Below are 24,613 nucleotides of genomic sequence, written 5' to 3'. Positions count from 1 at the left end.
GAAGCATGGAAAGAATTCTTTTTGGGGATAACCAATTTTTTGCCGTTAACCATATATCAGACGAGAAATCCCGCGCACAGTCGATCAAATTCCGGGAAGATAGCGCCATCGTTAAAACGTTGGATGACGCGAGGTCGCTGGGCGTAAACACGTTTATGTGCACCACGCATGACCGTATTGCCAATATCTGCGCGATCATTCGCCAGGAGCCTGAAAAATACAGGGACTTTAAAATTTTTCCCTGCATGCCCTACGCACATAAATATGCCAACGCCGTAACCGAGCTTGGGATCGCGGGCACGCTGAAACAATATGTACCGGGTAACTTCATCGGGTCGATGTTTAAAGGCGGGATGGCTTTTTTGTCAAAAGACTACCTTTCTATCATGGAGCTGCTGGTGGATTCGGAAATGAAGATGTTCAGGGGAATTAATACTCCCGTTATTTTCCTGCAGAACGTGATCACCGACCTGCTCCTGGGTCTTCGCGCTTACGAAGTGCTTGCGGCCTTCTATCACTATGTGAAAAGGAAGCACAATGCAGAAGCTGGTTTTATTACCATGAACATGCCTAAGCTGCTGGATGCGCTGGAATCGCAGGGTATCGAAAACCCCATCATCTGCTCATCAATCAATAAGGTAGGCTTCCGTATGTCGGGCGGAAAAGAGATCTACGAAGAAACGCTGAAGAACCGCAAGCTCCGTGCAATTGCCATGCAGGTACTGGGCGGCGGCGCCATCGCTCCTAAAGAAGCCCTTGAATATGTTTGTGAGCTTCCCAATATCGAATCGATCCTGTTTGGCGCTTCGTCAAAAGCGAACATCCAGAACACGGTAGAAACTATCAGGCATTTCGACGGCGCCCCATCGAACGCGTAATATAGTAAACTCAGCATTTAGAAGCCATCGTCCGGGACCGCATTTGCGGAACGGGGCGGTGGCTTTATAGTTTATTCCACCGGGAGGTGTTGTACCGGCCATCCCATAAATTTACGAGGACGGCCGGTAAAATGCCAGGCTGCCGGTATTTCCGGCCGATAATATGGCTGATCGCTTTTAACAGCTCGTTACCCATCACTTCGTAGCTCATGGTATCGATCAGGGCCAGGGCGTTGGCGGACATGGCACGCTTTTGGGCGTCGTCCAGCCTGATATAGCTGAGGACCGCTTCTGCGATCTCGCGCGTGATCTGCGGATCGAAACAAAAACCGGTAACGCCTATCTTAAGCAAAGGCCCCCCGGCGTTTACACGTTTACTCAACAGTACCGGCAATCCCGCCGCCATGGCCTCGTTTACCACCAGTCCCCAGCTTTCGGAAAGGCTCGGCAGTATGAAAGCGTCGGCGTTGTGGAAGTATTGCGGCAGGTCCCTGTTATCCACGGAGCCCGAGAAAGTAACGTGGTTAAGTTTTAGCTTTTTAGCCAGCTGCACCAGCGCCTGGAACAATGGACCGTCGCCAACGATATTGAGCTGGTACCCGCTGTTTTTTCCCTCAACGATCTTCCAGGCCTTCAGGAGCTTATCCAGGTTTTTTATGGGCACCAGGCGGGCGACACAAATAATGGTCCTGGTATCTTTATTAGTATGTACGGCAAGCTTGTAATGGTCGTTATCTACGCAGTTATAACCATAGAACATGTAGATCTCCGGGGTATTAAGGTTGGCGTATTCCACATCATAGTCCGGGGAGGGGAGCCATAAACCATCTACCTCTGAAGTGATGGTGTTCTTCACCCATTGCGTTACCAGGTTTCGCCGTAAGTGCGAAGGTTTGGCATCGTCGAACATGATAAACTTCTTCTTATGTTTCTTTACCCAGCGGAGCCCGAGCGCACCGGCGAAGAATACGATGGAAGGCGCGATCACAATGTCGGGATCGATCTCGTCAAGCGCAGCGAACAAGCATTTTTCGATCTCTTTTTTTGAAAGATCGTCTGAACTGTGGTTGGGGAACAGGCATCGCCACCATTCTTCGGTGTTAGTGTATTTATCGAAGGAGTAAGGAGAGCCTTGTCCGAATAGCTCGATCGCATGCAAATCTATTCGCTGGGATGACAGGAAGCGGTGCAGGTAGCGTAGTCTCCCTTTCCAGAAAACCCGGAAATCATGATTTAGTAGCGCTATTTTCAATGAGTACGATCCCTAAGTTAACAAAGTCCAATTTCCGAGGAACGCCGGTACTGATCCCCCCAAATTAAGTAAATATATCTTTTAACGGAAATATTTGCGGCAAAATAACCGCACCGCGGAACCTTTAATAACAGTACGGAAGCTGCTACTAAAAGGATTGCAAGCCGGTGAAAAAATTAAAATTTTCGTTTACGTAATATAAACGGTCGTTCGATAAATATCCATGATATGTAGGCCAGTATGCAACTTAACAGGATGACGACGAAAATGTTTATCGACGACCGGAGTTTTTCCTCCACGATCACCGCCAGGATTAACCCGTGATAGATGTAGATGCCATATGAAATGTCGTTGTGGCGGAGCAGCTTGACGGCGGCGCCAGGTAACGTGTAGGCCATAGAGATCACGCAGCAGGCGAGCACCAGGTTTTTTGCAACCAGGAACAGCGGTAGTGGCATCCGTTCCTGGAGCAGCAGGCTAAACAGGATATATGCCGTTAACCAGTACGCAGCCTTGTTAAAGATGAACGGAAGCCGGTACAGCCTGATCCGCTGGAACACCACACCGGCAAGGAACAGGTAGAAATGCGGAAAAAAAGAATAGGTGAGCAGCTTGTCGGTCCGCTCGCCAAAACTAACCGACAGTGAAACCAGGTTTAAACCGATAAAGATCCCGGTTAGCACATACAACCAGTAATGCGGCAGCCGTTTTATCACCAGGAAGTAAACCAGGGGAAGCAGCAGGTAGAACTGGAGTTCGATAGGGATGGTCCAGAGGCTGCCGTTGTACGACCCAAAACCATAGTCGCGAAGGAAGCCTGGCGTGTAAATAAAGCCGGCAAATTGTGCAGGCAGCCACGTAATGGTTTGCTTGTTTAAAAAACTGGTACCTGTAAGGGAGATCACCAGAATGGTGACCAGGATGCAGCACCATAAGCCCGGGAAAATGCGCAGTGCCCGGTTCCTGAAGTAGGTAAGCAGGGCAGGATTTCGTTCGTAAGAGGCCGATACGAGGTACCCGCTTATGATGAAGAATACAGGTACCCCCGGGAAAAGATAAATGAGCTTTTGTGCAAACGGGCTTACGGGAATGGCCAGGTGCTGGAAATAGTGATCGACGATAACCTGTATAGCTGCGATTAAACGCAGGAGATCGAAATTATTGGTCCTGAATTCCGGTTGCTTCATAAGCGGTGAGGTACGCTGAGTTGACCGGAAAGTTAAGCGGAATTTTTATAACTTATCCCAAAACGCGGTATTATAACGACCGCGCCAGAGGTTTACCAGGATGGACGACAGGAAGCCGGGTTTTTTATATCTCTTGACCGCAATGTTGTGCAGGGCCTTCACCAATTCGTTGCCCATGTGCTGGTAACTCATGGTATTAATGATGCTCAGGGAGTTATCGGCCATCTCTCTTTTCTTATCCGCCTTGAGGCGGATATATTTTAAGATAGCGGCCGAGATCTCCCGGGTAGCGGTTGGGTCGAACCCGAAACCGTTTATGTCCTCGTGAAGCAGGTACTTGCCTGCATTAATGCGGCTGCTCAGCAGCACCGGCAGCCCCGCAGCCATCGCCTCGTTCACCACCAGCCCCCAGCTTTCGGAGAGGCTTGGCAGGATAAAGGCATCCGAGCGGTGGAAATATCCCGGGAGGTTGTGGTTATCCACCGCCCCGGTAAAAACAACACGTTTAAGTTTTAGTTTCTGCGCTAACTGCTGCAGCGAACCCAGCTGCGGCCCATCGCCCACGATGTTCAGCTCGTATTGCTGGTCACTTTGTTCCACCTGTTTCCACGCACGCAGTAAGTTTCGCAGGTTTTTAATGGGGACGATGCGCGCCACGCAAATAACGCGCTTATGGTCGAGGCTGTTTACCCCGAGATTCTTAAACAGATCGTTATCCACGCAGTTATAACCGTGGAAAAAATAAATATCGTGTTTGTAAAGACTGGAATACTCTGCGTCGTAATCTTTAGAGGGCAGCCATAAGCCGTCTACCGCCGACGTGATCATATCTTTTACCCATTGTACGATCATGTTACGTTTCAGGTGCGACGGTTTCGCATCATCGAACATAATGAATTTCTTCTTGTTCTTTTTAGCCCAGCGAAGACCAAGCGCGCCCGCGAAGAAAACGATCGACGGCGCAATGATCACATCCGGATCTGCGTTGTCGAGCGCCCCGAACAGCGTTCTCTCGATGTTCTTTTTTGACAGTTCGTCGGAGCTGTTTTCGGGAAATAAACAGGTCCACCAGCTTTCCTTGTTGTTATAGGTATCGAATTGGTAGGGCGATCCTTTCCCGAAAAGTTCGATAGCGTGTAAATCGATCCCCTTCGAGGTCAAAAATTGATGGAAGTAGCCCAGCCGTCCTTTCCAGTAAACCCGGAAATCATTATTTAATAATACTACTCTCAATATGCGTCGTCCCCTCTTTTAAATGTATCCCAAACGATTGGAAAAAGTGTTTGAAGCCATAATTTGCTCCACTCACTGAAATAATCCCCTGGAAAGTGCTTTTTTATGTACAATAAATGTTCCGAAAAAGCCATGCCCTTTGGGCTGTAGAGGTAACGTATTCTTTCTTTTAACGGGATGCTTCCCGGCAGCCATTTATTTCCGTGGTCGTCTTCGCAATAGCCGTAGTAGCCAGGCGGCACCAGAATATCTATCCCCGATTGAGACGCCCTAAGCGTATAGTCGAAGTCGGCAAAATAATGCGTATATGCCTCCGTAAAAATACCTATCTTTTGTACTGTCGCGCGATCAACCATTAAAATATTACCATTGCCCAGGTGGCAGCGGACCAGCTCCTGCTCATCCGGCAACACGGGGTCGTATTTGCAATGCCCGGGCTTCCGGAGTATGAAACCACCGTAGGAGAGTTTCCCCGATTGTTCACTTAATGTAGACCCCACGAGGATAACACCGGTTTTATTTACACGTTCGTATTGCGCTACCAGGTCGCCCAGGGCGTTTTCAAACAGCACCACATCGTCATTACACAACAGGAAAAGATCGTAATCTTTTTGTGCGCGGGCATGCTGCCATACGGTACGCATACCGCCCGCCCAGAACAAAGCGCCGCTTCCCGGAACTACTTTAACAAACGGGAATTTTTCGGCTATTGCAGCCGCGGTTCCGTCCGTCGACCCGTCATCCAGCAGGTAAACGTCGGTTTCGTTATTTGCGAACGCCGGTTGGACGGTCAAACTTTGAAGAAACCGAAGCGTGGTCTGCTTCCTGTTATAACAGCTTGCCATTACGGCGATCCTGTGAGGGGCCATATCCGGTTTACGGGGTCAGTATTTTCTTCCTGTTAGCGGTTCGTTCCAAATTTATGCTGGAAAAGCGAACCTGGTCCCGCGTAACGAACAGGAATATCAATGTAAACGGAATCGCCAATATCGGTTCGCCGAAACTGGCTACAAGTATGATCAGCAGGCAATAGATCACCTGTTCCCCGTTTTTCATGAACTTTGCACAAAAACGCAGGTACCTGTATAGAAAATACAACAGGCCGGCAATACCAAATTTTGCCAGGAAATCGAACAGGCCATTTGAAATGTTCACCTTATATTGTTTGTTTAAGATGTCATTATACCTGTTCGTTACGCCCAGGAACATTTTGTCGCCGAAGTTGTCCCAGATATAAACCGCGCTGGAAAAGCGGTTCAGCGGCACCTGCATGCGGTGGTGGCGGTACCATCGTTCGAGTACACGCAGGTTGTTGAGGTCGTCCATGTCTTCCTTATAGGTAGCAACGATCTTGTCGGCGAGGAACGGAATTGTAAAAAATGCAATGATGATCGACGGGATCAGGATCAGCACCCAAATGTTAATCCGCGGTACGCGGTACCTATAGACAAGGAAGAAAAGAATGATCAGTGCAAGGTAATTCGTTGTAGAGAACGCGGTGATGTTTCCAATAATTAGTATAACGGCGGTTGCATCGAACGAGAATTTGTTAAGAAAGAAGTGGAACATCAGGCTGATCACGAGGAAGCAGCCGAATGCGCCCGGTTCCCATACGAATCCGGAATTACTAAAATCGTGAAACCCCTGCGTGTAGGTGTAAATAACGATGTTTGAATAGCCCGGAAGGTCGTTGCCATTGGGCAGTTTCAGCGAAGAGGTGATGGCGAAGAGGTTATCGCTCGATAGCAGCTGGAACGCATAAAAGAAAAAGGAGACGACCGTGAGATGCGTCATCACCTTTACGATGTTCGCCAGCAAGCGTTCTTTTAACAGCATACAGTAGATAAAGCTCAGGTAAATGAACCTGACCAGGAAGAGGTAGTCGGCCACGAGGTAGTCGGTGTCGAGCTCGTTGAGCAGCGTGTCGCGGAAGGCGATCACCAATAAATAGACACCGGTAAATATGGCGATATGGACCAGGTCCTTCTTTTCAAATCGTTTTTGGTAAATGGCGATAACCAAAAAGATGCCGAAGATGGCGTACCAGATCGGCGTGCTTACTACCAGGAAATTGGCATTGGAGGATAAAAGCAAGAAAAATAGCGTGATGAAATAGTTAAGGTCAAAGTTTTTGAGAAATTTCATACATATTTATTTGTTTGCTTCTATAAAACGGTCTATATCTGCAAATAACGCACTTTTTGCCTTTAATGTGGCCATATCCCACTGCCACCATTTTATAGTCAGCAACGCGCTTACCTGGTCGGGTGTAAATCTTAGTCGTTTAAATACCGCCGGAACGCCCGCTACGATGCTGTAAGGCGCGACGTTAGCGGTAACGACGGCGCCGCCTGCGATGATTGCGCCGTCGCCGATGGTAACGCCATCGGCGATCAATACGTTATTGCCCACCCAAACATCGTTTCCAATTTCGACAACGTATTTTTTTTCGGGGTCTGTATAAAGGTGATCCGGAGATATCTGCTTATCCACGAATGAAAAACCGGCTTGTTTTTCAGTCGAAAAAAAAGCCGGGTGGGTAGATACAACCGTCCGGGAGGGATGCGTTCCCAAACCTGTCCACACCCTGCCGCCGATGGAGCAAAACCTGCCGACGCGTGTTTTACGAAGAATGGTATGTTCTGAAACGTAAGTGCCGCGCCCGATCCTGCAACCCGCAACCTCGACATGTTCATCGAGCATGTTATCGCCCTCGAAAAAATTCCGGGTGTCGAGTGTTACCCCTCTCCTGATCTTCACCTTCCTTCGGAAATAATAGAACCTATAAAAATTCCGCTTAAGCCAGGCTTTCATTTCCTGTACCGATTAAGGTTTAGTGGGTCGATCCATTGGGTAAAGATAAAGAAGATTTATAAAAACATCGAATAAATGAAATAGAAATGGCAAGAAAAGGCTAATTTTTATAAAATAATCGCACTAAAAATGAAAGTTCATTGCCTGTGGAGAAATTCTGGTAAACGGTTGATCAGGCGTCGTTCAGGCTTAAAGGTATCTTAAAAAGGCATGCCGGGGTTTATGACGGCTGAAATAATTAATATCTTTATCCGGTGGAACCGTTCTTAATCATTGTCATTGCCCATGCCAAAAAAGTCGAAGAAAAATACGCCGGTTGATCGGGTCATACTAGTCATTAACGGCATTTCGGCCGCATTACTTCTGTTGAGTTACCTGGCGCCGGTCACCGATCCGCGGGATTTCTGGATCATCGCGATCCTTGGTTTCGGTTATCACTTTTTAATAGCGCTTAACGTTTTATTTATCCTGTATTGGATAATTCGGGTAAGGATGTACTGGCTTATTTCCCTGTTATGTATCCTTGCGGGATTTAACCTGGTCATGTCTGATTATGGCTTTAACGCGAAGAGCGTTGCGGGCGATCCTAAACCGCCCGGGCATATTCGTGTTATGGCGTATAACGTGCACAAATTTACGGGTATCGAAAGGCATGAAGGCGCTTCTATCCAGCGGCAGGTGAGAGAGTTGATCGCCGGGAAGTCGCCCGACATCGTCGGCATCGAGGAGTTCACTTCCATAACCGGGGAAAAAGCGCTTGTCGCAGACTCTTTAAAGAAATCGGGTTACGCTTATCATTATTTTTTTCCATACAATATCAGGCCTGCTGACTCAACCGGTAATGCGATTTTTAGTAAATACCCCATTGTCGGGGCGGGTATAGTCCCTTCGCCGGCGATGCTTAAAACGAAAGCGGTTTTCGCCGATATTAAGATTGACGGGAAAATCATAAGGGTGTATTGTATCCATCTCGCCGCGGTAGAGATGGCAGCGAACAAAAAGGGCAAAATATTAAGTGGGGACGTGGGCCTTGGCGTATCATCATTTGTTGTTACGCGCCTTAAATTGGCATTTATCAATCGAAGTTATCATATAGCGAGAATCAAACGGCACATGGACGATTGTAAATATCCATACGTCGTAATGGGTGATTTCAACGATACGCCGATCTCTTATGCCGTGAACGAAATCGGCGACGGACTGAAAAACGCCTTTAAAGAAAAAGGCAGCGGTTTTGTAACTACGTACTATAGCGATTTCCCCAAGTTACAGATCGACTATATTATGACTACCCCCCATTTCGAGATTTTAAGTTACGATGTGATCGATAAAAAGCTGTCGGACCATAAACCCGTGGTATGTGATATTCAACTGGCCAATCCATGACATAGCCCCTCCGGCTGTCATCAATCATTTATTTCAACAAAAATAAATTTCTTTAATAATTTCTTCTAAAATGGTAAAGAATGTGTATCTTTTATGAGAAATTGCGAAGAGGTTAGCAACGCCTGAAATAACCCGACACACAAGACTTTAATCTTCTTTCTTGCCCGATGAATTTTTTTAATAACCAAAAAAAACTGACCGTTTTCGATCGGGTCGTTTTGGCGGTGAATGTTTTGGCAGGACTGGCGTTGATGTTTAGTTACCTGGCTCCCTTTATAAACCCCAGGTATTTCTGGCTGGTCGGTATGGCGGGCCTTGGATACCCCTTTTTGCTGCCCGCCAATGCTATTTTCGTCATTTTCTGGCTTTTCCGGCGCAGTCGATGGGTGTTATTTCCGGTCGTTTTCCTGGTGATTGGGTTGCCTTGGGTTTCACAAAACTATGGCTTAAAAAACTTTTGCCCGTTAAGCAGTAATCCCCCGAAAGAGAATTTACGCGTAATGACTTACAATGTGCATGGTTTCAGGGCGCTGGATAAAGTGATCGGTACGCCAGTTCCTGATGAAATGGCCGGGATCATTCATTCGAGCCGGCCGGACATCGTCGCGATTATCGAGTTCAACTCTATTAAGGCCGACCAGGGCGCCATCTACCGGTCCTTGCAACGGTCGCTTGGATTGAACCACTACTATTTTAAACCGCATGAAAACGATGAATGGGATTCTACCGGTATCGCCCTGTTCAGCAGGTTCCCCATCATCAGGTCAGGATTTGTCGCGCCATCTCCGCAGGCGCCGGAAACCGAAGCTGTATTTGTCGATCTGTCGATCAGCGGAAAAGTCACCCGTGTTTATGGGATACACCTTCAATCGGTACGTTTCGGATTCGCACAGCACAAATTCCTCAAGCAACTGCGCCCCTTAAACAGGGGAGGCGTCAAAGAGATCGGGATCATTACCGATAAACTCAGGACTGCCTTTTCCCGCCGCAGTCACCAGGTTGAGCTTATCAAAGCGCATATGCGGCGATGCCCTTACCCCTACCTGGTAATGGGGGACTTTAATGATACGCCGATGTCATATTCGGTAAACCGGATCGGTGAAGGTTTAACAAATGCTTTCGCCGAAAAGGGAAGTGGTGCCGGGATCACTTATCATCGCGATTTTATGCCGGTACAGATTGATTATATCTTTACCAGCAAACAATTCGAGGTGCTGAGCTATATGGTAGTCGGGAAAAAACTCTCTGATCATTTCCCCATAGTGAGCGATTTGAGAATGCGGTGATCCTGGTTGTATGCAAGTGAGATCTTTCGACCGTTTAATGCATTATATCTTTGCAAGCCGCGCATTGGCGTGAAGGGTTACGGGGTATTAGATGAACGCTGTGTGATCGTTACCCAATTGTAAGCGATTTGAGTATAAAATGACACATAAATTAAATCACACCCAGTGCTAACGGTTTTAATTGATGGATAACGGCAACGATCGCGATAGAGGGATCAAAAGGAATATCATTTATACCTTCCTGATCAAGGGGCTGAACATATTAATCACTTTCGTGCTGGTGCGTATAGCTATCGACTATGTGAGCCCGGTTCAATATGGCATTTGGCTGGTCATTGCGTCGCTGGTGGCCTGGATCAATACATTCGATATCGGGCTGAGCAATGGGTTGCGTAATAAGCTGGCACATGCTGCGGCGCTCGGTGAGACGGGTGACGTTAGGAAATATGTGAGTACCACCTATGCTATTTTAGCGGCCATTTCGGGAACGATATTTATCCTGTTTGCCTTAACCGGTTCTTTTTTAGATTGGAACGCACTGTTACGGATCCAGGGCGATATCAATTATTCCATCTGGCCGGTGATGCTTATCACGATGGGTTCATTTTGTATGCAGTTCGTGCTTCAACCTATCAACAACATCCTTATCGCTTTGCAGCAACCGTTTAAGGCATCGCTGATCGCATTTTCCGGACAACTGCTTACCCTGTTATTCATCGGGATCCTAGTTTATACCACCCACGGCAGCTTAATCCTGCTGGTGCTTGCCGTTTGCGCCGCGCCGCTGCTGGTACTTGGCGGCGTCACCTTTTACCTGTTCACCTCAGATTTAAAGCACATGGCGCCTAAGTGGAAGTATGTGGAGCCATCCGCCGCAAAAGGCCTCCTCACCATTGGCGGCGCTTTCTTCATCATCCAGGTTGGCACCCTTGTTTTATACGAAACAGACACGATCATTATCACCCGCATGCTCGGCCCGCTGGCCGTTACCCGGTTTAACAATGCTTTTAAATATTTTTCGGTGATCACCCTGGGTTTTACGATTATTGCCACTCCTTACTGGAGCGCTTTTACCGACGCTTATGCCAGGGGCGACCTGGAGTGGATAAAAGCGTCGATGCGTAGAATGCGGCTTGTGTGCTGCTTATTGATGCTGCCCGCCGGGTGTATGTATTATGGCGCCGACTTATTTTACCACTGGTGGCTTGGTAACCTTGTAGAGATCCCGGGTATCCTTTCGCTTATGATGGCCATCTATACCATCGTGCAGGGCTGGATGATGATCCACGCTTACTTGCTTAACGGCGCCGGCAAGCTGCGGATACAGCTGTTACTGGTAATTGCCGCCAGCGTAATAAATATCCCGCTTTCGGTGTGGCTGATCCGGGTCATGGGGACTGCTGGCACGGTACTTGCCAATAGCATCCTGATGTTTATCATTAGCGTATTTTTAACCTGGCAATGCGAACTGATCATGCAAAAAAAAGCGACCGGGATATGGAGCCGGTAATTCCGCGGCAGCCATATTACAGATGCCGTTTTTGTTAACATAGAATTAATCAGTAGTTTTAAATCTTAATTGTTACGCTACCACGATGTTTGGACTATTTAAGAGGAAAAAAACTGCCGATATTTCTGGGTTAACATATGAGTGGGTAGGAGTAGATATGCACTCGCACATATTACCGGGGATAGATGATGGTGCGCAAACTCCCGAAGAGTCGATCGTGCTCATAAAGGAAATGATGGATGTGGGGATACGCAAGTTTATTGCCACTCCGCACATCATGGCCGATTATTACCGCAATACCAGGGAATCTATCAATGATGCGCTGGCGGTGCTTAGGGATGCCCTGGAAAAGGAAGGAATAGATGTGCCGGTAGAGGCCGCCGCCGAACACTTCTTTGATGAGACATTTGAAGCCCGGGTCGATAACGATGACCTGATGCTCATCAAAAACAAATATGTGCTCTTTGAAGTATCTTTTATCAGCAAGCCGCCGAACATACTTGAAGTGGTGAAGAAAATAATGGCAAAAGGATACACGCCCATTTTGGCGCACCCGGAGCGATATACGTACATGTCTTTCGATGAAATCCGGGGACTGAAGTTTTATGGTTGTATGCTGCAGCTCAATACCATCTCACTCACCGGCTATTACGGCAAACAGGCTAAAACCATGGCCGAAATGCTGGTAGATGAAGGCTTGCTGGATTTTATATCGAGCGATATGCACCATCCCCGGCACGCCATGGCGTTTAAAGATGTGCTGCGCTTTCCGTACCTTACGAAATTAAAGGAGCAGGCCGTGTTAAAAAACATGAACCTGATGTAAATAAATATCGGCACCGGAAATTTGGTTGCCTTTTTAAGTATATTTGCGATATTAAGTTAATAACTGAAAGTTTTGCTTACCCGGATACATATATATACCGGTGGTTAAGCTGATTTATTAGCATATCTGCAACAAATTATTGCTATGATTAGGATTTAAGTTTTAATTGTGGATTTTGATTATAAATTTGTTAATTTGTAGGTGGAATTGGATAACATTCAATGATCAGCCCCTTAGTATAGAAAACGATGCAGACCCGATACCAATACCTGTTACGTATTGTTTTAGCAGTTTCTGATATTTTCCTGTTAAACCTTGCATTCATTACCGCGCGGTTTTTAATTGATCAGCCTGTAGAAGGGGTTCGTTATATGCAATACATCGTTGCCTGTAACTTGTTGTGGATCTTTTGCGCCAATCTTTTTGGTATGTACCGCAGCGATACCATCGAGCGGGTGGAACGGATCTACAAATCTACCTGGAGGAGCCTTTTCCTGCATGTAATTCTCTTTATTTTTTACCTGATCTTCTTCAAGGATTCGATCTATTCGAAACACTTCCTGATGTATTTCTACACCGGGTTGTTTACTTTATTCCTCTTCAGCCGTTTTGCCGGTACCGTGCTTGAAACGGTGCTTATCCGCCATTTCAAAATAAGGAAATCGGTGGCGATCCTGGGTCATAATAACACCAGTCAACGGCTCGCGGCTTATTTTAAAAACAACAAGAACAACTTTCTTTTCGAAGGCTTTTTAAATGATAAGGAATCGCTGCATATCGATGAGAACGGCGACATCCGCCCTGCGGCCTGCGAACAGATCCGCATTGCGGCCACCAACGGTGTGAAAGAAGTATACGTATCGTTAACACCGCAGCGTATAGCAGAGGCGGAGCACCTCATAATGGAAGCCGAGAAACAGTGTGTAAGGCTTAAGTTCGTACCCGATCTTACCGGCACACTTCCCACGCCGTTTACTGTAAACTACATGGGCGAATTTCCCGTGCTTAACATGAGGCATGAGCCGCTTAACGACATGGAGAACCGGTTTAAAAAGCGGTTTGCCGACATCGTGATCAGCCTTGGTGTGATCATATTCGTCTTCAGTTGGCTGTTCCCCATCCTGGCTATCCTGATTAAATGTGAGAGCCGCGGGCCCGTATTTTTCAAACAGCTGCGGAGCGGCCGGGACAATGAGCCATTCTGGTGCCTTAAGTTCAGGAGCATGCGGGTAAACAAAGACAGCGACCACAAACAGGCTGTTAAGAACGATAAACGCATTACCACCATCGGACGTTTTATCCGCAAAACAAGTATCGATGAGCTTCCGCAGTTTTTAAACGTGCTGGCCGGTCACATGAGCGTAGTCGGCCCGCGTCCGCATATGCTAAGTCATACTAAGGAGTACAGCGGAATGATCAACCAGTTTATGGTGCGTCATTTCTTAAAGCCGGGCATCACCGGCTGGGCGCAGGTTAACGGGCTCCGCGGCGAAACCAAGGAAGCTTCGATGATGGAAAGCCGGGTAGAGCACGACATCTGGTACCTCGAAAACTGGTCTTCTATGCTCGACGTGAAAATCATTTTCCTAACCATCATCAACGTCGTTAAAGGAGAGGATAACGCTTATTAATTGTATTTTTAATACTTTAGCTTTTATTCTTTTCCTTGTTTGCCGCCGATGAAAACCTGTACCATTTTCACCCTGCTTTTATGCGCACAGGTTTTTTGCGTAAGTTCTTATGGCCAGTCGCTGCCCGTAGGAATGCCCGTTGCCGAGGAGTATTTCCGGAGAGCACAATTACTTGGCGAGGTAGATTCATCCATCTCTTTCGCCATCCGGCCGATAGAGATGCGCATGCTGCAGGGCGCCGCCACCGGATCAGGGCGCGGCTTATCCCCTGATCTTAAATCTTATCATGGCATTTCTTATGGCCTGTTGCCTTTAACATGGTTGCAGCAGGTTAATACCGACCATCCCTATGGGTGGAATGACGGCGGGATGATTCCCGCACGCGGTTACCAGGCGCTTGTAAGCATGGGCGCCTATGCGAAGTTCGGCCCGCTGAGCGTCCAGTTAAAGCCTGAGTATGTTTATGCCGCGAACAACAAGTTCCGGGGCTTCCCGGAGGGACACTCTGATGCTGCCTGGGCCTATTACATTGGCGACCATAACCTGATTGATCAGCCCGAGCGGTTTGGCGACAAGGCCTGGTCCAAAACTTCATGGGGCCAAAGCAACGTTCGTTTGACCGTAGGCCCGGTTTCGGCAGGCTTTTCCAACGAGAACCTGTGGTGGGGGCCGGGGGTGAGAAACTCATTGCTGATGACGAATAATGCGCCCGGCTTTAAACACGTTACCCTTAACACTTCCCGGCCTATACCTACACCCATCGGCTCTTTTGAGGCGCAGATCATCGGCGGCCGCCTGGACGCTTCAGGCTATGATGCCGCCTTGCCCGAACGTAATCCCACCCTTAGCTACCCTGCGAAGCCTGAAGGCTGGCGTTATCTTGCTGGCATCAACTTTAATTACCAACCCCGGGGAGTAACCGGGTTATTTATCGGGTTCGGGCGTACGTTACAGATGTACCGCAACGATATGAAGGGTTTTAACGACTTCTTCCCGGTGTTTAATGCGCTTCAAAAGAGAAATACGGGCGATAACGGAGAGGGAGAGGATAATAAAACGCGCGACCAGTTATTTTCGGGCTATGTACGCTGGGTATGGAAAGAGGCTAATGCAGAGATCTATGGAGAGTTTGGAAGAGCCGATTTCGCTTATGACTGGCGTGATTTTATAGTGGAATCTTCGCATGCGAGTGCATATGTCCTTGGGTTCCGTAAACTGGTTAAGCTGAACTCGGGTAATTATATCGAGGCCGGTATCGAGATTACGCAACTGGAGCAGGCTCAAAATTCGAACCGGGCAGTGCCGTCGTGGTATATGAATGGCAAAGTGTTACACGGCTATACGCATGTTGGGCAGATACTGGGCGCAGGGATTGGCAAGGGAAGTAACCTGCAGTCACTTGATGTAGGCTGGGTGAACAAAGAGAAATTACAGCGTATAGGGTTGCTCATCGAACGTTACTTACATGACAACGACTTCCACGCGGTAGCTATTAAGGATATCCGTGCTAATTGGGTAGATCTGTCGGTAACTGCTTATGGTGAGATATCATACGGGCGGTTCGTGTTTAACACCAAGATCGCCTATGTGAATTCTCTTAATTATCAATGGTACTACCGGCAAACTTCACCTGACCAATTTTGGGGACCTGGTGTTAAAACAAAAAACGTACACATACAGTTGGCTACCGCTTATCGTTTTTAGGATATAGTAAAGCTGATATAATAGCTGCTGATAACAATTAAAGTGTTAATTTTGTCGCGTTTAAATTTTAACCGGCGCCTTTATTGTTTGCAGCCATTTGCTAACTGGCATAAATTATCAATGTTTTGGAGAAAAGTACTTATAATGAGGATGACGAAATAACTTTAAAAGACGCCCTGGGTAAAATCAGGCAATTGATCGTTTTCTTATTGTCGAAATGGATTGTCATCTGTTTGTTCGGGGTGGTCGGAGTAGCACTGGCCCTAACCATTGATGTTTTAAAGAAGAAGATATATACAGCCGAGTGTACTTTTGTGTTGGAAGAAGACGATGCATCGGGGGGATTGGGTGTTTACTCAGGCATCGCCTCCCAATTTGGGGTGTCGCTGGGTTCCGGTGGTGGCGGGCTTTTCCAGGGCGATAATATTATTGAGTTGTACAAGTCCCGTTTAATGTTGTATAACACGTTGTTTTCTAAGGTAACCGTTAACGATAAACAGGCGTTCCTCATAGATAAGTATGTGCAGTTTAACAAACTGCCGGAGACAATGAAAAAGGTGGCCCAGCCTGACTTCAATTTTAATCCTCCTTTATTAACCCGTAAACAAGATAGTATAGTATCTGAAATTATAAAGACGATCAGGGCTAAAAATCTGTCGATTTCGAGACCAGACAAAAAGCTAAGCATTATCAGCGTAAAATATAGTTCGGGTGATGAATGGTTCTCAAAAACTTTTACAGAAAGATTAGTGGTAAACGTGAATAAGTTTTATACTGACACTAAGACCAAGAAATCATCTCAAAGTATTGCTACGCTTCAACGCCAGGCAGACAGTGTACGTGTACTGTTGAACGCGGCTATCGGACGCACGGGAGCTTCTTTGGAGGCGAATCCCAATGCGAACCCCGCCTTACAGCGTTTACGGGTGCCGGCTCAGCAACGGCAGATCGATGTTGAAGCAAATAGCGCGATCTATATTGAAATAATGAAGAATCTGGAGATTACGAAAATGTCGTACCGCAAGGAGATGCCTCTCATTCAGATCATCGACCAGCCGGTTTATCCGTTGGAGAGCAACAGGTCGAGTAAATTGATGCTGATACTTGTGGGTGGAATGGCTGGGGCCTTAGCCACAATCGCCTTTCTTAGCCTGAAACGATTATTAAGTTAGCATCTAGTGGAGCTTAGACAATCTCACCCAATGAAGAATAGGGCAACTTTTGATTCGTAAACATGTATAAAGTACCGTTAGCGATAGCGCCTCATGCCCGACCATTGAAAGAGAAAGAAACCTGCGGGTGGCATAAACCTATGCCTGGATTTGTTGTTATTCTCCATTCAGAATGCAAACCGGGATATTTACCAATTGATGGCCGGATCGAGCCTGCATCTGCGGGATGCATGTTAAGGATAGCTGCCCGCACCAATTATTAACCTATTTATAGCGGTAATGATCTTTACAGAGACCCTGTTTAAAAATGTATTTATTGTAGATATGCAGCCAATCACAGATAATCGTGGCTGGTTTTCGAGAATTTACTGTAAGGATGAGTTTCGTCAAACCGGTTTCTCCGGCGAATGGGTGCAGATGAACCAATCATTCACTGCCAGCGAGGGCACCGTGAGAGGAATGCACTACCAGCATCCCCCGTATTCAGAAACTAAGCTTGTCAGGTGTATCGCCGGTAAGGTTTTCGACGTAATTATCGATCTCAGGGAATCGTCAGAAACATTTATGCAGTGGTTCGGTATTGAGTTGTCTGCCAAAAATAAAAGAGCGGTGCTGATCCCGGAAGGATTCGCTCATGGTTTCCAAACGCTCGAGCCTAACTGCGAGCTCATCTATTGCCATAATGAGATGTTCATGAGGGGGGTTGAAGGCGGGATCGCATATAATGATCCGGCCATTGGTATCTCCTGGCCATTACCCGTTACAGAGATCTCCGAAAGGGATCTCAGTCATCCATTGCTTAATTCAGACTTTAAAGGAATAAAAATAAAATAATGAAGTGCAGATTTTGTAAAACCGAATTACACAACGTGTTTATCGACCTGGTCAATTCTCCGGCATCTAACTCATTTTTAGAAAAAAGTGAATTAAATGAACCCGAAACCTACTATCCCCTCAAAGTCTTTGTTTGTGATAAATGTCGTTTGGTACAGGTAGATGAATACAAAAAGTCTGGCGCTATATTCGACAATAAATATGTTTATTTTTCGTCTTTTAGCACCAGTTGGTTAAAGCATGCTGAGAAATATACCCAGATGATGATCGAGCGTTTTCACTTTGATCAATCATCGCTGGTAGTGGAAGTAGCATCTAATGATGGCTATCTGTTGCAATATTTCCACCGCGAAGGTATACCGGTGCTAGGCATCGAGCCTACCGCTAATACGGCTGCGGTAGCCAAAGAAAAAGGCATAGATTCTGTAATCGACTTTTTCGGCGAACGCCTGGCGCGCGAGCTCGTAGCGCAAGGAAAAAAAGCTGACCTTTTGCTTGGCAATAACGTGTTGGCGCACGTTCCTGATATCCAGGACTTTGTGAGGGGAATGAAAATAATGTTAAATTATCATGGTGTGATCACCATGGAATTCCCTCATTTAATGCAGTTGGTGGAGAATAGCCAATTCGATACCATTTATCATGAGCATTTTTCATACCTGTCATTTTACACCGTTAAAGAGATCTTTGCTGCCAGTGGACTGGAGATGTTTGACGTAGAACAAATCCCCACGCATGGCGGATCTTTGCGGATCTATCTTAAACACCAGCAAGATAACACTAAAGAAATTTCAGGTAGAGTGGCTGAGCTCCTTGCTTTGGAAGAGGAGAAAGGGATGGGTAAGATGGAATATTATACCGATCTCCAGGAGAAAGCTTTTAAAGTGAAGCTTGATCTGCTCCGGTTCCTGGTGGAGCAAAAGGCCGCCGGGAAGGTTGTAGCCGCTTATGGTGCCGCCGCTAAAGGGAACACGCTTCTTAATTACTGTGGCGTAAAAAATGACCTGATCAGTTTTGTGGTAGATTTAAGTCCGCATAAACAGGGAAAATATATGCCCGCCAGTCACATTCCTGTGTTTAACGAAGAGCATCTGAAGAATGAGAAGCCGGATTATATTTTGATTTTGCCGTGGAATCTTCGCGACGAAATTACTGCACAGCTGGCGTATGTTCGGGAATGGGGCGGACAGTTTGTGATCCCGATACCCCGTATTGAGGTTATTTAATATGATGGATCGGATCTTAGTCACCGGCGCGACAGGGTTTATAGGAAGCTATATTATCGACGAACTCGTAAAGCAAAATTTCGAGGTAATAGCCACTTCAACAAATGAGCAAAAAGCCAGGGAGTTTTCATGGTTCGATCGCGTGGTTTACAGAGAATTTGATTTTGGCGGCTTCAACAATAGCAGTAACTATTTCGAGTACTTTTCCAGGCCGCACCGGTTGATACACCTCGCATGGCAGGGGCTTCCCAATTATAAGTCGCTTTTCCACATAGAAGAAAACTTACCTGTTCATTATGCTTTTTTAAAGAACATGATACAGGGCGGGTTAAGCGACGTTACCGTTACCGGTACATGTTTTGAATATGGAAATGCAGAGGGCGAGCTGAGGGAGGACATGAAAACAGAACCAGGTAATCCCTACGGCCTGGCAAAAGACACCTTAAGGAAATTTCTTTTTGAATTGCAGAAATTCCACGAGTTTAGGATAAAATGGGTAAGGCTATTTTATATGTATGGTAAGGGGCAGGGGGCGGCATCGTTATTTTCGCAATTGGATAAGGCGATCGCAGCAGGACAGGAATCTTTTAATATGAGCGGAGGGGAACAAGTACGGGATTTTCTTCCGGTAACCGAAGTGGCTAAACGGGTTGTGGCGTTGGCTTTGCAGGATAAATGTACCGGTGTTATTAATTGTTGCAGCGGAAACCCGGTGAAACTGAGAAAGCTTGTAGAAGAGTACCTGATAAACAGGAACGCAGAGATCAGGCTGAACCTTGGATATTATCCTTACCCGGATTACGAGCCTATGGCCTTTTGGGGAAATAATGAGAAACTTTTAAGCGCCTTGAATACGGGCTAGCAACGTTACTGTAATATGAAGAAGTCGGTTGCATTGGCGCTTTATCCTTTTAAACTTATTTCCGGGCTGCTGGGATTTATATTTTCATTTCTTGAAAGCCGGCAGTCATATGTTTTTTTAGGGGAGATGCGGAAAGCATTTTATGGAGCAATGTACAGTGCACGGTTAAAACACCTTGGAACTAATCCATGGATCAGCCGAAAGATGACGCTGTCCGGCGGCGAATACATCTCGGTGGGCGATAATTTCATGTGCCTGGGGAATTTACGGATCGGCGCGTATTCAAAACATAATAAGAGTACTTTCAATCCCACAATAGTTATTGGAAATGGAGTGAGTATAAACTTTTACTGTCACATTTCCTGTATAAATAAGATAATTATAGGTGACAACGTGTTAATGGCAAGCAAAATATTTATCACAGATCATTATCACGGCGAAATTGATGAGCGCGCAATCAAAATCTCGCCGTCGTTGAGAGAACTGGTTTCTAAAGGCCCTGTCATTATCGAAAATAACGTTTGGATAGGAGAAGGTGTAGTAATTCTGCCAGGCGTTACGATTGGAGAAAATAGCATTATAGGCGCTAATAGTGTGGTCACAAAAAGTTTTCCGCGAAATTCGGTAATAGGAGGCATTCCCGCCAAGGTAATCAGGCAATTATGAGCACCTATGTATCAAGTTCCTGGGTATTCCTGATGATATGATTAAGAATTTAATTTCGAATCTATTTGGAAGTGTGCTGATCACCGCAGTCAATATTTTGGCTGTTCCGATTTATATAACATACCTGGGGTCAGAATCGTATGGACTGATCGGGTTTTATACCACATTGAACAGCGTTTTTTCCATATTTGATATGGGCCTTAGTGCGACCATGGTGCGCGAAATGGCCCGGTTATCTGCCAGTAATGATAGCGGCCAATCCATGCGCGATCTCGCCAGGACATTCGAAGTGATATTCTGGGCAGTAACTATCGCCCTGGGATGTCTCATCATCGCCTTTTCATCTTTTATATCCAGTCATTGGATCACTAATACCTCACTCTCTCCCGATGTTGTAAGCAAGGCGGTCATGCTGATGGGAGTATCACTTATCTTTCATTTGCCTACGTCGCTTTATGCTGGCGGGCTTACAGGGCTTCAAAGGCAAGTAACATTGAATATTATAAACGGCATCACCGAACTTTGTAAGCTGCTGCTGGTGCTAACAGCTTTTCATTTTAAGGGGGCAAGCATAGCTAATTTCTTTTATTCACAGATCATCGCTTTAACCATCTCTACCGTCACAACCGCTGTTGTTTACTGGAACTACTTGCCAGCGGGATATGTAAGGGCCCGGTTTCAAAAGCAGGAGTTTTTGAGAGTGTGGAGGTTCAGCGCCGGTATGGGTATGCTTTCCATTGTGGGCGTTATACTCGGTCAAATGGATAAACTATTGCTTATAAAGATCTTATCGTTGAAGCAGTATAGTTATTATGTGCTTGCGGGTACGGTGGTCGCATTATTATATAAAGTGATCACCCCGATTTTCCAAACGGTATATCCGAAGATGGTTCAAATGGTTTCCGCCAAAGATCCTGCACTTCCCGGAAAATATCACAATTATGCGCAGTTAATGCTGGTGGTAGTTGCGCCGGTTGCGCTTACGATCGGCTTTTTTCCAAAGGAGATTATTCTTTTTTGGACACAAAATCAATTATTAAGTACCGAAGCCGGCCCGATAGCCAGTATTCTGATCATCGGTACGGCATTCCAGGGCGTGATGTTTATTCCCTATGCACTGCAGTTGGCTAACGGGATCACCAGCCTTTCGTTTTACGTTAACCTGATTTCCCTCGTAGTGTTAGCGCCGCTGTTATTCTTATTTGTAAACTTGTTCGGAACTGAAGGCGGCGCCATGGTTTGGGTAATATTGAACATGGGGTATATCCTTATAACTGTTCCGCTAATGCACCGCACGCTGCTGAAAGCAGAAATGTGGAACTGGTATTGGTTTGATTTTATCAAACCCGGTGCCATCGTAGGTGCGGCGGCGTATATTCTTCATTTTATGGTTCCGGCTGCCATGCTTACAAATAGCTATAAAACATTTTTCTTGATCGGCTCGTTCACCTGTCTTTTATATATCGTTTCTGCGGGTGCCAGTTCTTTCACCAGGAATATAATTATGCGCAAGGTCAAACATCTATTTCAAACATAATGAGTAACAATACAAAATTCAACATCATTATAGCTACACGCAATCGTGCCGACACACTTAAATGGGCTTTAAAAACCTGTGTTGAACAGGATTACGATAACTTTAGGATCATTGTCAGCGATAACTTCAGCCAGGACAACACCAGGCAGGTAGTTGAATCTTATAGCGATCCAAGGATCACCTATGTGAATACCGGCGAACCATTGAGCATGTCACATAACTATGAATTCGCCTTGAAGCAGGTAACCGATGGTTATCTTACGTACATGGGCGATGATGACGGTATGATGCCGGGCGCTTTAAAGGCAGCCGATAAAATCATCAGGGAAACCGGTTACAAAGCCATTATCGGCCGTCTCGACGAGTATTATTGGCATAACTGCTCGGATGTTGAGCGCCGTGGGATGCTGCGGTACCGGCTCCTTGAAGAATCTTATGAGCAGGATACCGCCTCTATGGTGAAGCAGGTGCTGAAGATGGAAAAAGCTTATCAGAATTTGCCCTGTATCTACAACGTAGGCTTTATTTCATTCGACGTAATCGACGATATCAGGAAACGTTCGGGAGGCCAGTTCTTCCATTCGAGCATACCGGATGTTTACTCGGCATTTGCCATTTCATCTTCTATAGACAAATACCTGGTAGTTAACCAGACATTCATCCTCGTAGGAGTATCCGGGCATAGCAACGGCATCGCTTATTTTGACCCGAAAGGCACCAAAGAAATCGCCCAGAATTTCTGGAACCTTAAAACACTTCCGTGGCACGATAAGCTGGTTAAATCTCCGTCGCTGGCCATGATGTACTCCGAAAGTTACCTGCACGCTAAAGACCGTGGGTTGTATAAAGCTGATCTATCGGTAAAAGACATAGTTGAAGTGGTAATGGAAGAGGCGATCATGTCGCCCTACCAGGGCAATTACCCCCGTATCAGGGAAACGGTTGAGGCCGTTCTCGATAAGAATCAAATTGACGAGGCCTTCAGGAAACGATTGTTTGAAAAATTTAAGGATGAGAAATCGGCGATAAAGATGATCTTAAAAAAACTTGTCCGCCGGTTTAAAACTACCGATAAATTCCTGCAAGTTAAAACGCCTGATTCTGTCCTGAATATTTACGATGCGGTTCTTTTCAACCAGCAGCTGAATGAGCATAAAAACATATCCAACTTTAAGTATAAAATGTTGTTCTTTAAAGAACTTGCCATGTCTGGAAAGATCTTTCTTGCTAAAAAAAAGAAACTGGCAACAAGTTGATAAATCGGATCGATCGTTTAACTACGTTTGATAGGATGCATTTAATTAGATGGTGAAAGAGCGATGAAATCAACTCCTGGTAGATTCCTGTATCACGGGCTGACCGTTCGAAACAGCCTGGCGAATTTGTTTATCAGGATAGCTAATTTCTTGATAATTAAGTCTTCTACGCGGTCTAACCAGGTATCACCCAAAAAAATCCTGGTATGCAATAATGCGCATCTTGGCGATGTGTTGCTCTCAACCTCGATCCTACCGGCTATCAGGAGAAATTATCCGCAGGCGGAAATTCACTTTCTTTGCGGCTCGTGGTCGAAAAGCATTGTTGAGGGCAATCCGCTGATAACCAGGGTCTATTGCTTTGATCATTTTTTATTGAACCGGGCGAAGATCGGTCGGTTCCAGAAACTGAAACAGCATTTGAACACCTTCAGGCAAGCTGTTTCCTCGATCAGGAAAGAAAGATTTGATGTATCGGTCGACCTCTATTTTTACTATACGAACTGTAATTTTCTTACAGCAAGGGCGAATATTCCCAATCGGATCGGCTACCGCAATGCCGGATTTTCAAACTTGCTTACCGATGCGGTGGAGTGGCCTGGTGGAGACGAATCGGTGCTTAAGTATCATATCCGCCTGCTGAAAGAGCTTCCGGGTTTCAACGACCGCGATTTACCTATGCTAAAACCTGCCTTCAACAATTTCCCGAAAAAGAACGAGGAAAGAATGAAGGAGATTTTAGGTGGTTATGAGGTTCGTAATGGAGAATATCTGCTCTTTCATATCGCTACCGGTTTGGCGATTAAGGAATGGCCGGTAGAAAAGTGGAAACAACTAACCGCTAAACTTTCGGAATACCGTTACCCGATAGTTTTTACGGGACAAGGGGACCGGGAAGCTGCCCTGATCAGGGAGGTGATTGGATCCGCCGGCGGTCATCGCTGTATCGATCTTTCGAACCAGCTTAGCTTAACTGAGCTTTTCATGGTAGTGAAGAGTTCGAAGTTACTGGTATGTTCAGATTCACTTGCCGGCCATGCCGCAAGCGCCTTTGATACTCCCTGCGTTGTGATTGGAAATGGAATTAACCCGCCAAAATTATGGCAACCTGTTTCATCAGTTAATCGCTGGATGATCCATCCCGTTCCATGCATCCCTTGCTTTACAGGATGTGCAGAGATGAACTGTGTTAGAGACATCGGTATAGAAGCGATGTTTTCAGGGATAGCGGAGGTTTTGGCTATATTCGCCGAAAATACTCAGGTGAATGGATAGTGCCCAGCTTCACTCTCAAAATTCCGTTAAGGTTAATAAGGCCCGGGTACTGGGCTTGATCCTATTCGTAACGGTCGT

General features: G+C 46.2%; 21 protein-coding genes. 15 read left to right on the top strand and 6 right to left on the bottom strand.

The annotated features are described in order from the left end of the window. Positions 1 to 5 precede the first annotated feature (5 nt). Positions 6 to 878 (top strand): aldo-keto reductase family protein, encoded by an 873-nt coding sequence (locus GS398_RS19060; RefSeq protein ID WP_160908420.1) that lies wholly within the window; start codon positions 6 to 8, stop codon positions 876 to 878. 64 nt (positions 879 to 942) lie between these two features. Here GS398_RS19060 and GS398_RS19055 read toward each other — a convergent pair whose 3' ends face one another. From GS398_RS19055 to GS398_RS22750, 6 genes are all read right to left on the bottom strand, one after another. After that, complete coding sequence (locus GS398_RS19055) at positions 943 to 2,130, bottom strand: glycosyltransferase family 4 protein (RefSeq protein WP_160908419.1); 1,188 nt, start codon at positions 2,128 to 2,130, stop codon at positions 943 to 945. 176 nt (positions 2,131 to 2,306) lie between these two features. Then, positions 2,307 to 3,317: an acyltransferase family protein gene (locus GS398_RS19050; RefSeq protein ID WP_160908418.1), complete on the bottom strand. Its 1,011-nt coding sequence runs from the start codon at positions 3,315 to 3,317 to the stop codon at positions 2,307 to 2,309. A 45-nt stretch (positions 3,318 to 3,362) separates the two neighbouring features. Beyond that, positions 3,363 to 4,550 (bottom strand): glycosyltransferase family 4 protein, encoded by a 1,188-nt coding sequence (locus GS398_RS19045; protein WP_160908417.1) that lies wholly within the window; start codon positions 4,548 to 4,550, stop codon positions 3,363 to 3,365. Continuing rightward, positions 4,547 to 5,419 (bottom strand): glycosyltransferase family 2 protein, encoded by an 873-nt coding sequence (locus GS398_RS19040; RefSeq protein WP_160908416.1) that lies wholly within the window; start codon positions 5,417 to 5,419, stop codon positions 4,547 to 4,549. Before GS398_RS19040 ends, GS398_RS19045 begins: the two co-directional genes overlap by 4 nt. A gap of 7 nt (positions 5,420 to 5,426) precedes the next feature. After that, positions 5,427 to 6,695, bottom strand: coding sequence for an O-antigen ligase family protein (locus tag GS398_RS19035; RefSeq protein ID WP_160908415.1), 1,269 nt, complete (start codon positions 6,693 to 6,695; stop codon positions 5,427 to 5,429). 6 nt (positions 6,696 to 6,701) lie between these two features. Continuing rightward, a complete protein-coding gene (locus GS398_RS22750) occupies positions 6,702 to 7,364 on the bottom strand; it encodes a CatB-related O-acetyltransferase (RefSeq protein ID WP_160908414.1) in 663 nt (220 codons plus the stop codon). A 285-nt stretch (positions 7,365 to 7,649) separates the two neighbouring features. Here GS398_RS22750 and GS398_RS19025 point away from each other — a divergent pair, with 285 nt between their 5' ends. From GS398_RS19025 to GS398_RS18960, 14 genes are all read left to right on the top strand, one after another. Further along, complete coding sequence (locus tag GS398_RS19025; protein WP_160908413.1) at positions 7,650 to 8,750, top strand: endonuclease/exonuclease/phosphatase family protein; 1,101 nt, start codon at positions 7,650 to 7,652, stop codon at positions 8,748 to 8,750. 167 nt (positions 8,751 to 8,917) lie between these two features. Further along, positions 8,918 to 10,036, top strand: coding sequence for an endonuclease/exonuclease/phosphatase family protein (locus GS398_RS19020; RefSeq protein ID WP_160908412.1), 1,119 nt, complete (start codon positions 8,918 to 8,920; stop codon positions 10,034 to 10,036). Positions 10,037 to 10,220: 184 nt separating this feature from the next. After that, complete coding sequence (locus GS398_RS19015; protein WP_160908411.1) at positions 10,221 to 11,546, top strand: lipopolysaccharide biosynthesis protein; 1,326 nt, start codon at positions 10,221 to 10,223, stop codon at positions 11,544 to 11,546. 85 nt (positions 11,547 to 11,631) lie between these two features. After that, complete coding sequence (locus GS398_RS19010; RefSeq protein ID WP_160908410.1) at positions 11,632 to 12,372, top strand: tyrosine-protein phosphatase; 741 nt, start codon at positions 11,632 to 11,634, stop codon at positions 12,370 to 12,372. Positions 12,373 to 12,620: 248 nt separating this feature from the next. After that, the gene (locus GS398_RS19005; protein WP_160908409.1) at positions 12,621 to 14,003 is read left to right on the top strand and encodes an undecaprenyl-phosphate glucose phosphotransferase; all 1,383 of its coding nucleotides are present in this window, start codon (positions 12,621 to 12,623) and stop codon (positions 14,001 to 14,003) included. A gap of 48 nt (positions 14,004 to 14,051) precedes the next feature. Then, the gene (locus GS398_RS19000; RefSeq protein WP_160908408.1) at positions 14,052 to 15,707 is read left to right on the top strand and encodes a capsule assembly Wzi family protein; all 1,656 of its coding nucleotides are present in this window, start codon (positions 14,052 to 14,054) and stop codon (positions 15,705 to 15,707) included. 125 nt (positions 15,708 to 15,832) lie between these two features. Next, positions 15,833 to 16,879 (top strand): lipopolysaccharide biosynthesis protein, encoded by a 1,047-nt coding sequence (locus GS398_RS18995; protein WP_160908407.1) that lies wholly within the window; start codon positions 15,833 to 15,835, stop codon positions 16,877 to 16,879. Between the two features lie 279 nt (positions 16,880 to 17,158). After that, positions 17,159 to 17,713, top strand: a complete 555-nt coding sequence (rfbC, locus tag GS398_RS18990; RefSeq protein ID WP_160908406.1) for a dTDP-4-dehydrorhamnose 3,5-epimerase — start codon at positions 17,159 to 17,161, stop codon at positions 17,711 to 17,713. Further along, positions 17,713 to 18,939, top strand: coding sequence for a class I SAM-dependent methyltransferase (locus GS398_RS18985; RefSeq protein ID WP_160908405.1), 1,227 nt, complete (start codon positions 17,713 to 17,715; stop codon positions 18,937 to 18,939). Before rfbC ends, GS398_RS18985 begins: the two co-directional genes overlap by 1 nt. Positions 18,940 to 18,943: 4 nt before the next feature. Next, complete coding sequence (locus tag GS398_RS18980) at positions 18,944 to 19,801, top strand: NAD-dependent epimerase/dehydratase family protein (protein WP_160908404.1); 858 nt, start codon at positions 18,944 to 18,946, stop codon at positions 19,799 to 19,801. A gap of 15 nt (positions 19,802 to 19,816) precedes the next feature. Next, positions 19,817 to 20,467: an acyltransferase gene (locus GS398_RS22745; RefSeq protein ID WP_160908403.1), complete on the top strand. Its 651-nt coding sequence runs from the start codon at positions 19,817 to 19,819 to the stop codon at positions 20,465 to 20,467. 37 nt (positions 20,468 to 20,504) lie between these two features. Next, complete coding sequence (locus tag GS398_RS18970; protein ID WP_160908402.1) at positions 20,505 to 22,004, top strand: oligosaccharide flippase family protein; 1,500 nt, start codon at positions 20,505 to 20,507, stop codon at positions 22,002 to 22,004. After that, the gene (locus tag GS398_RS18965) at positions 22,004 to 23,260 is read left to right on the top strand and encodes a glycosyltransferase family 2 protein (RefSeq protein WP_160908401.1); all 1,257 of its coding nucleotides are present in this window, start codon (positions 22,004 to 22,006) and stop codon (positions 23,258 to 23,260) included. The genes GS398_RS18970 and GS398_RS18965 overlap by 1 nt, the downstream gene beginning before the upstream one ends. Before the next feature lie 420 nt (positions 23,261 to 23,680). Next, complete coding sequence (locus tag GS398_RS18960; protein ID WP_160908400.1) at positions 23,681 to 24,535, top strand: glycosyltransferase family 9 protein; 855 nt, start codon at positions 23,681 to 23,683, stop codon at positions 24,533 to 24,535. The last annotated feature ends 78 nt before the right edge of the window (positions 24,536 to 24,613 follow it).

It is taken from the genome of Hufsiella ginkgonis, from assembly GCF_009834915.1.
Classification (GTDB): Bacteria; Bacteroidota; Bacteroidia; order Sphingobacteriales; family Sphingobacteriaceae; genus Hufsiella; species Hufsiella ginkgonis.
Note: the sequence above shows the minus strand (reverse complement) of the source record. Positions and strands in the feature narration are given on the sequence as shown.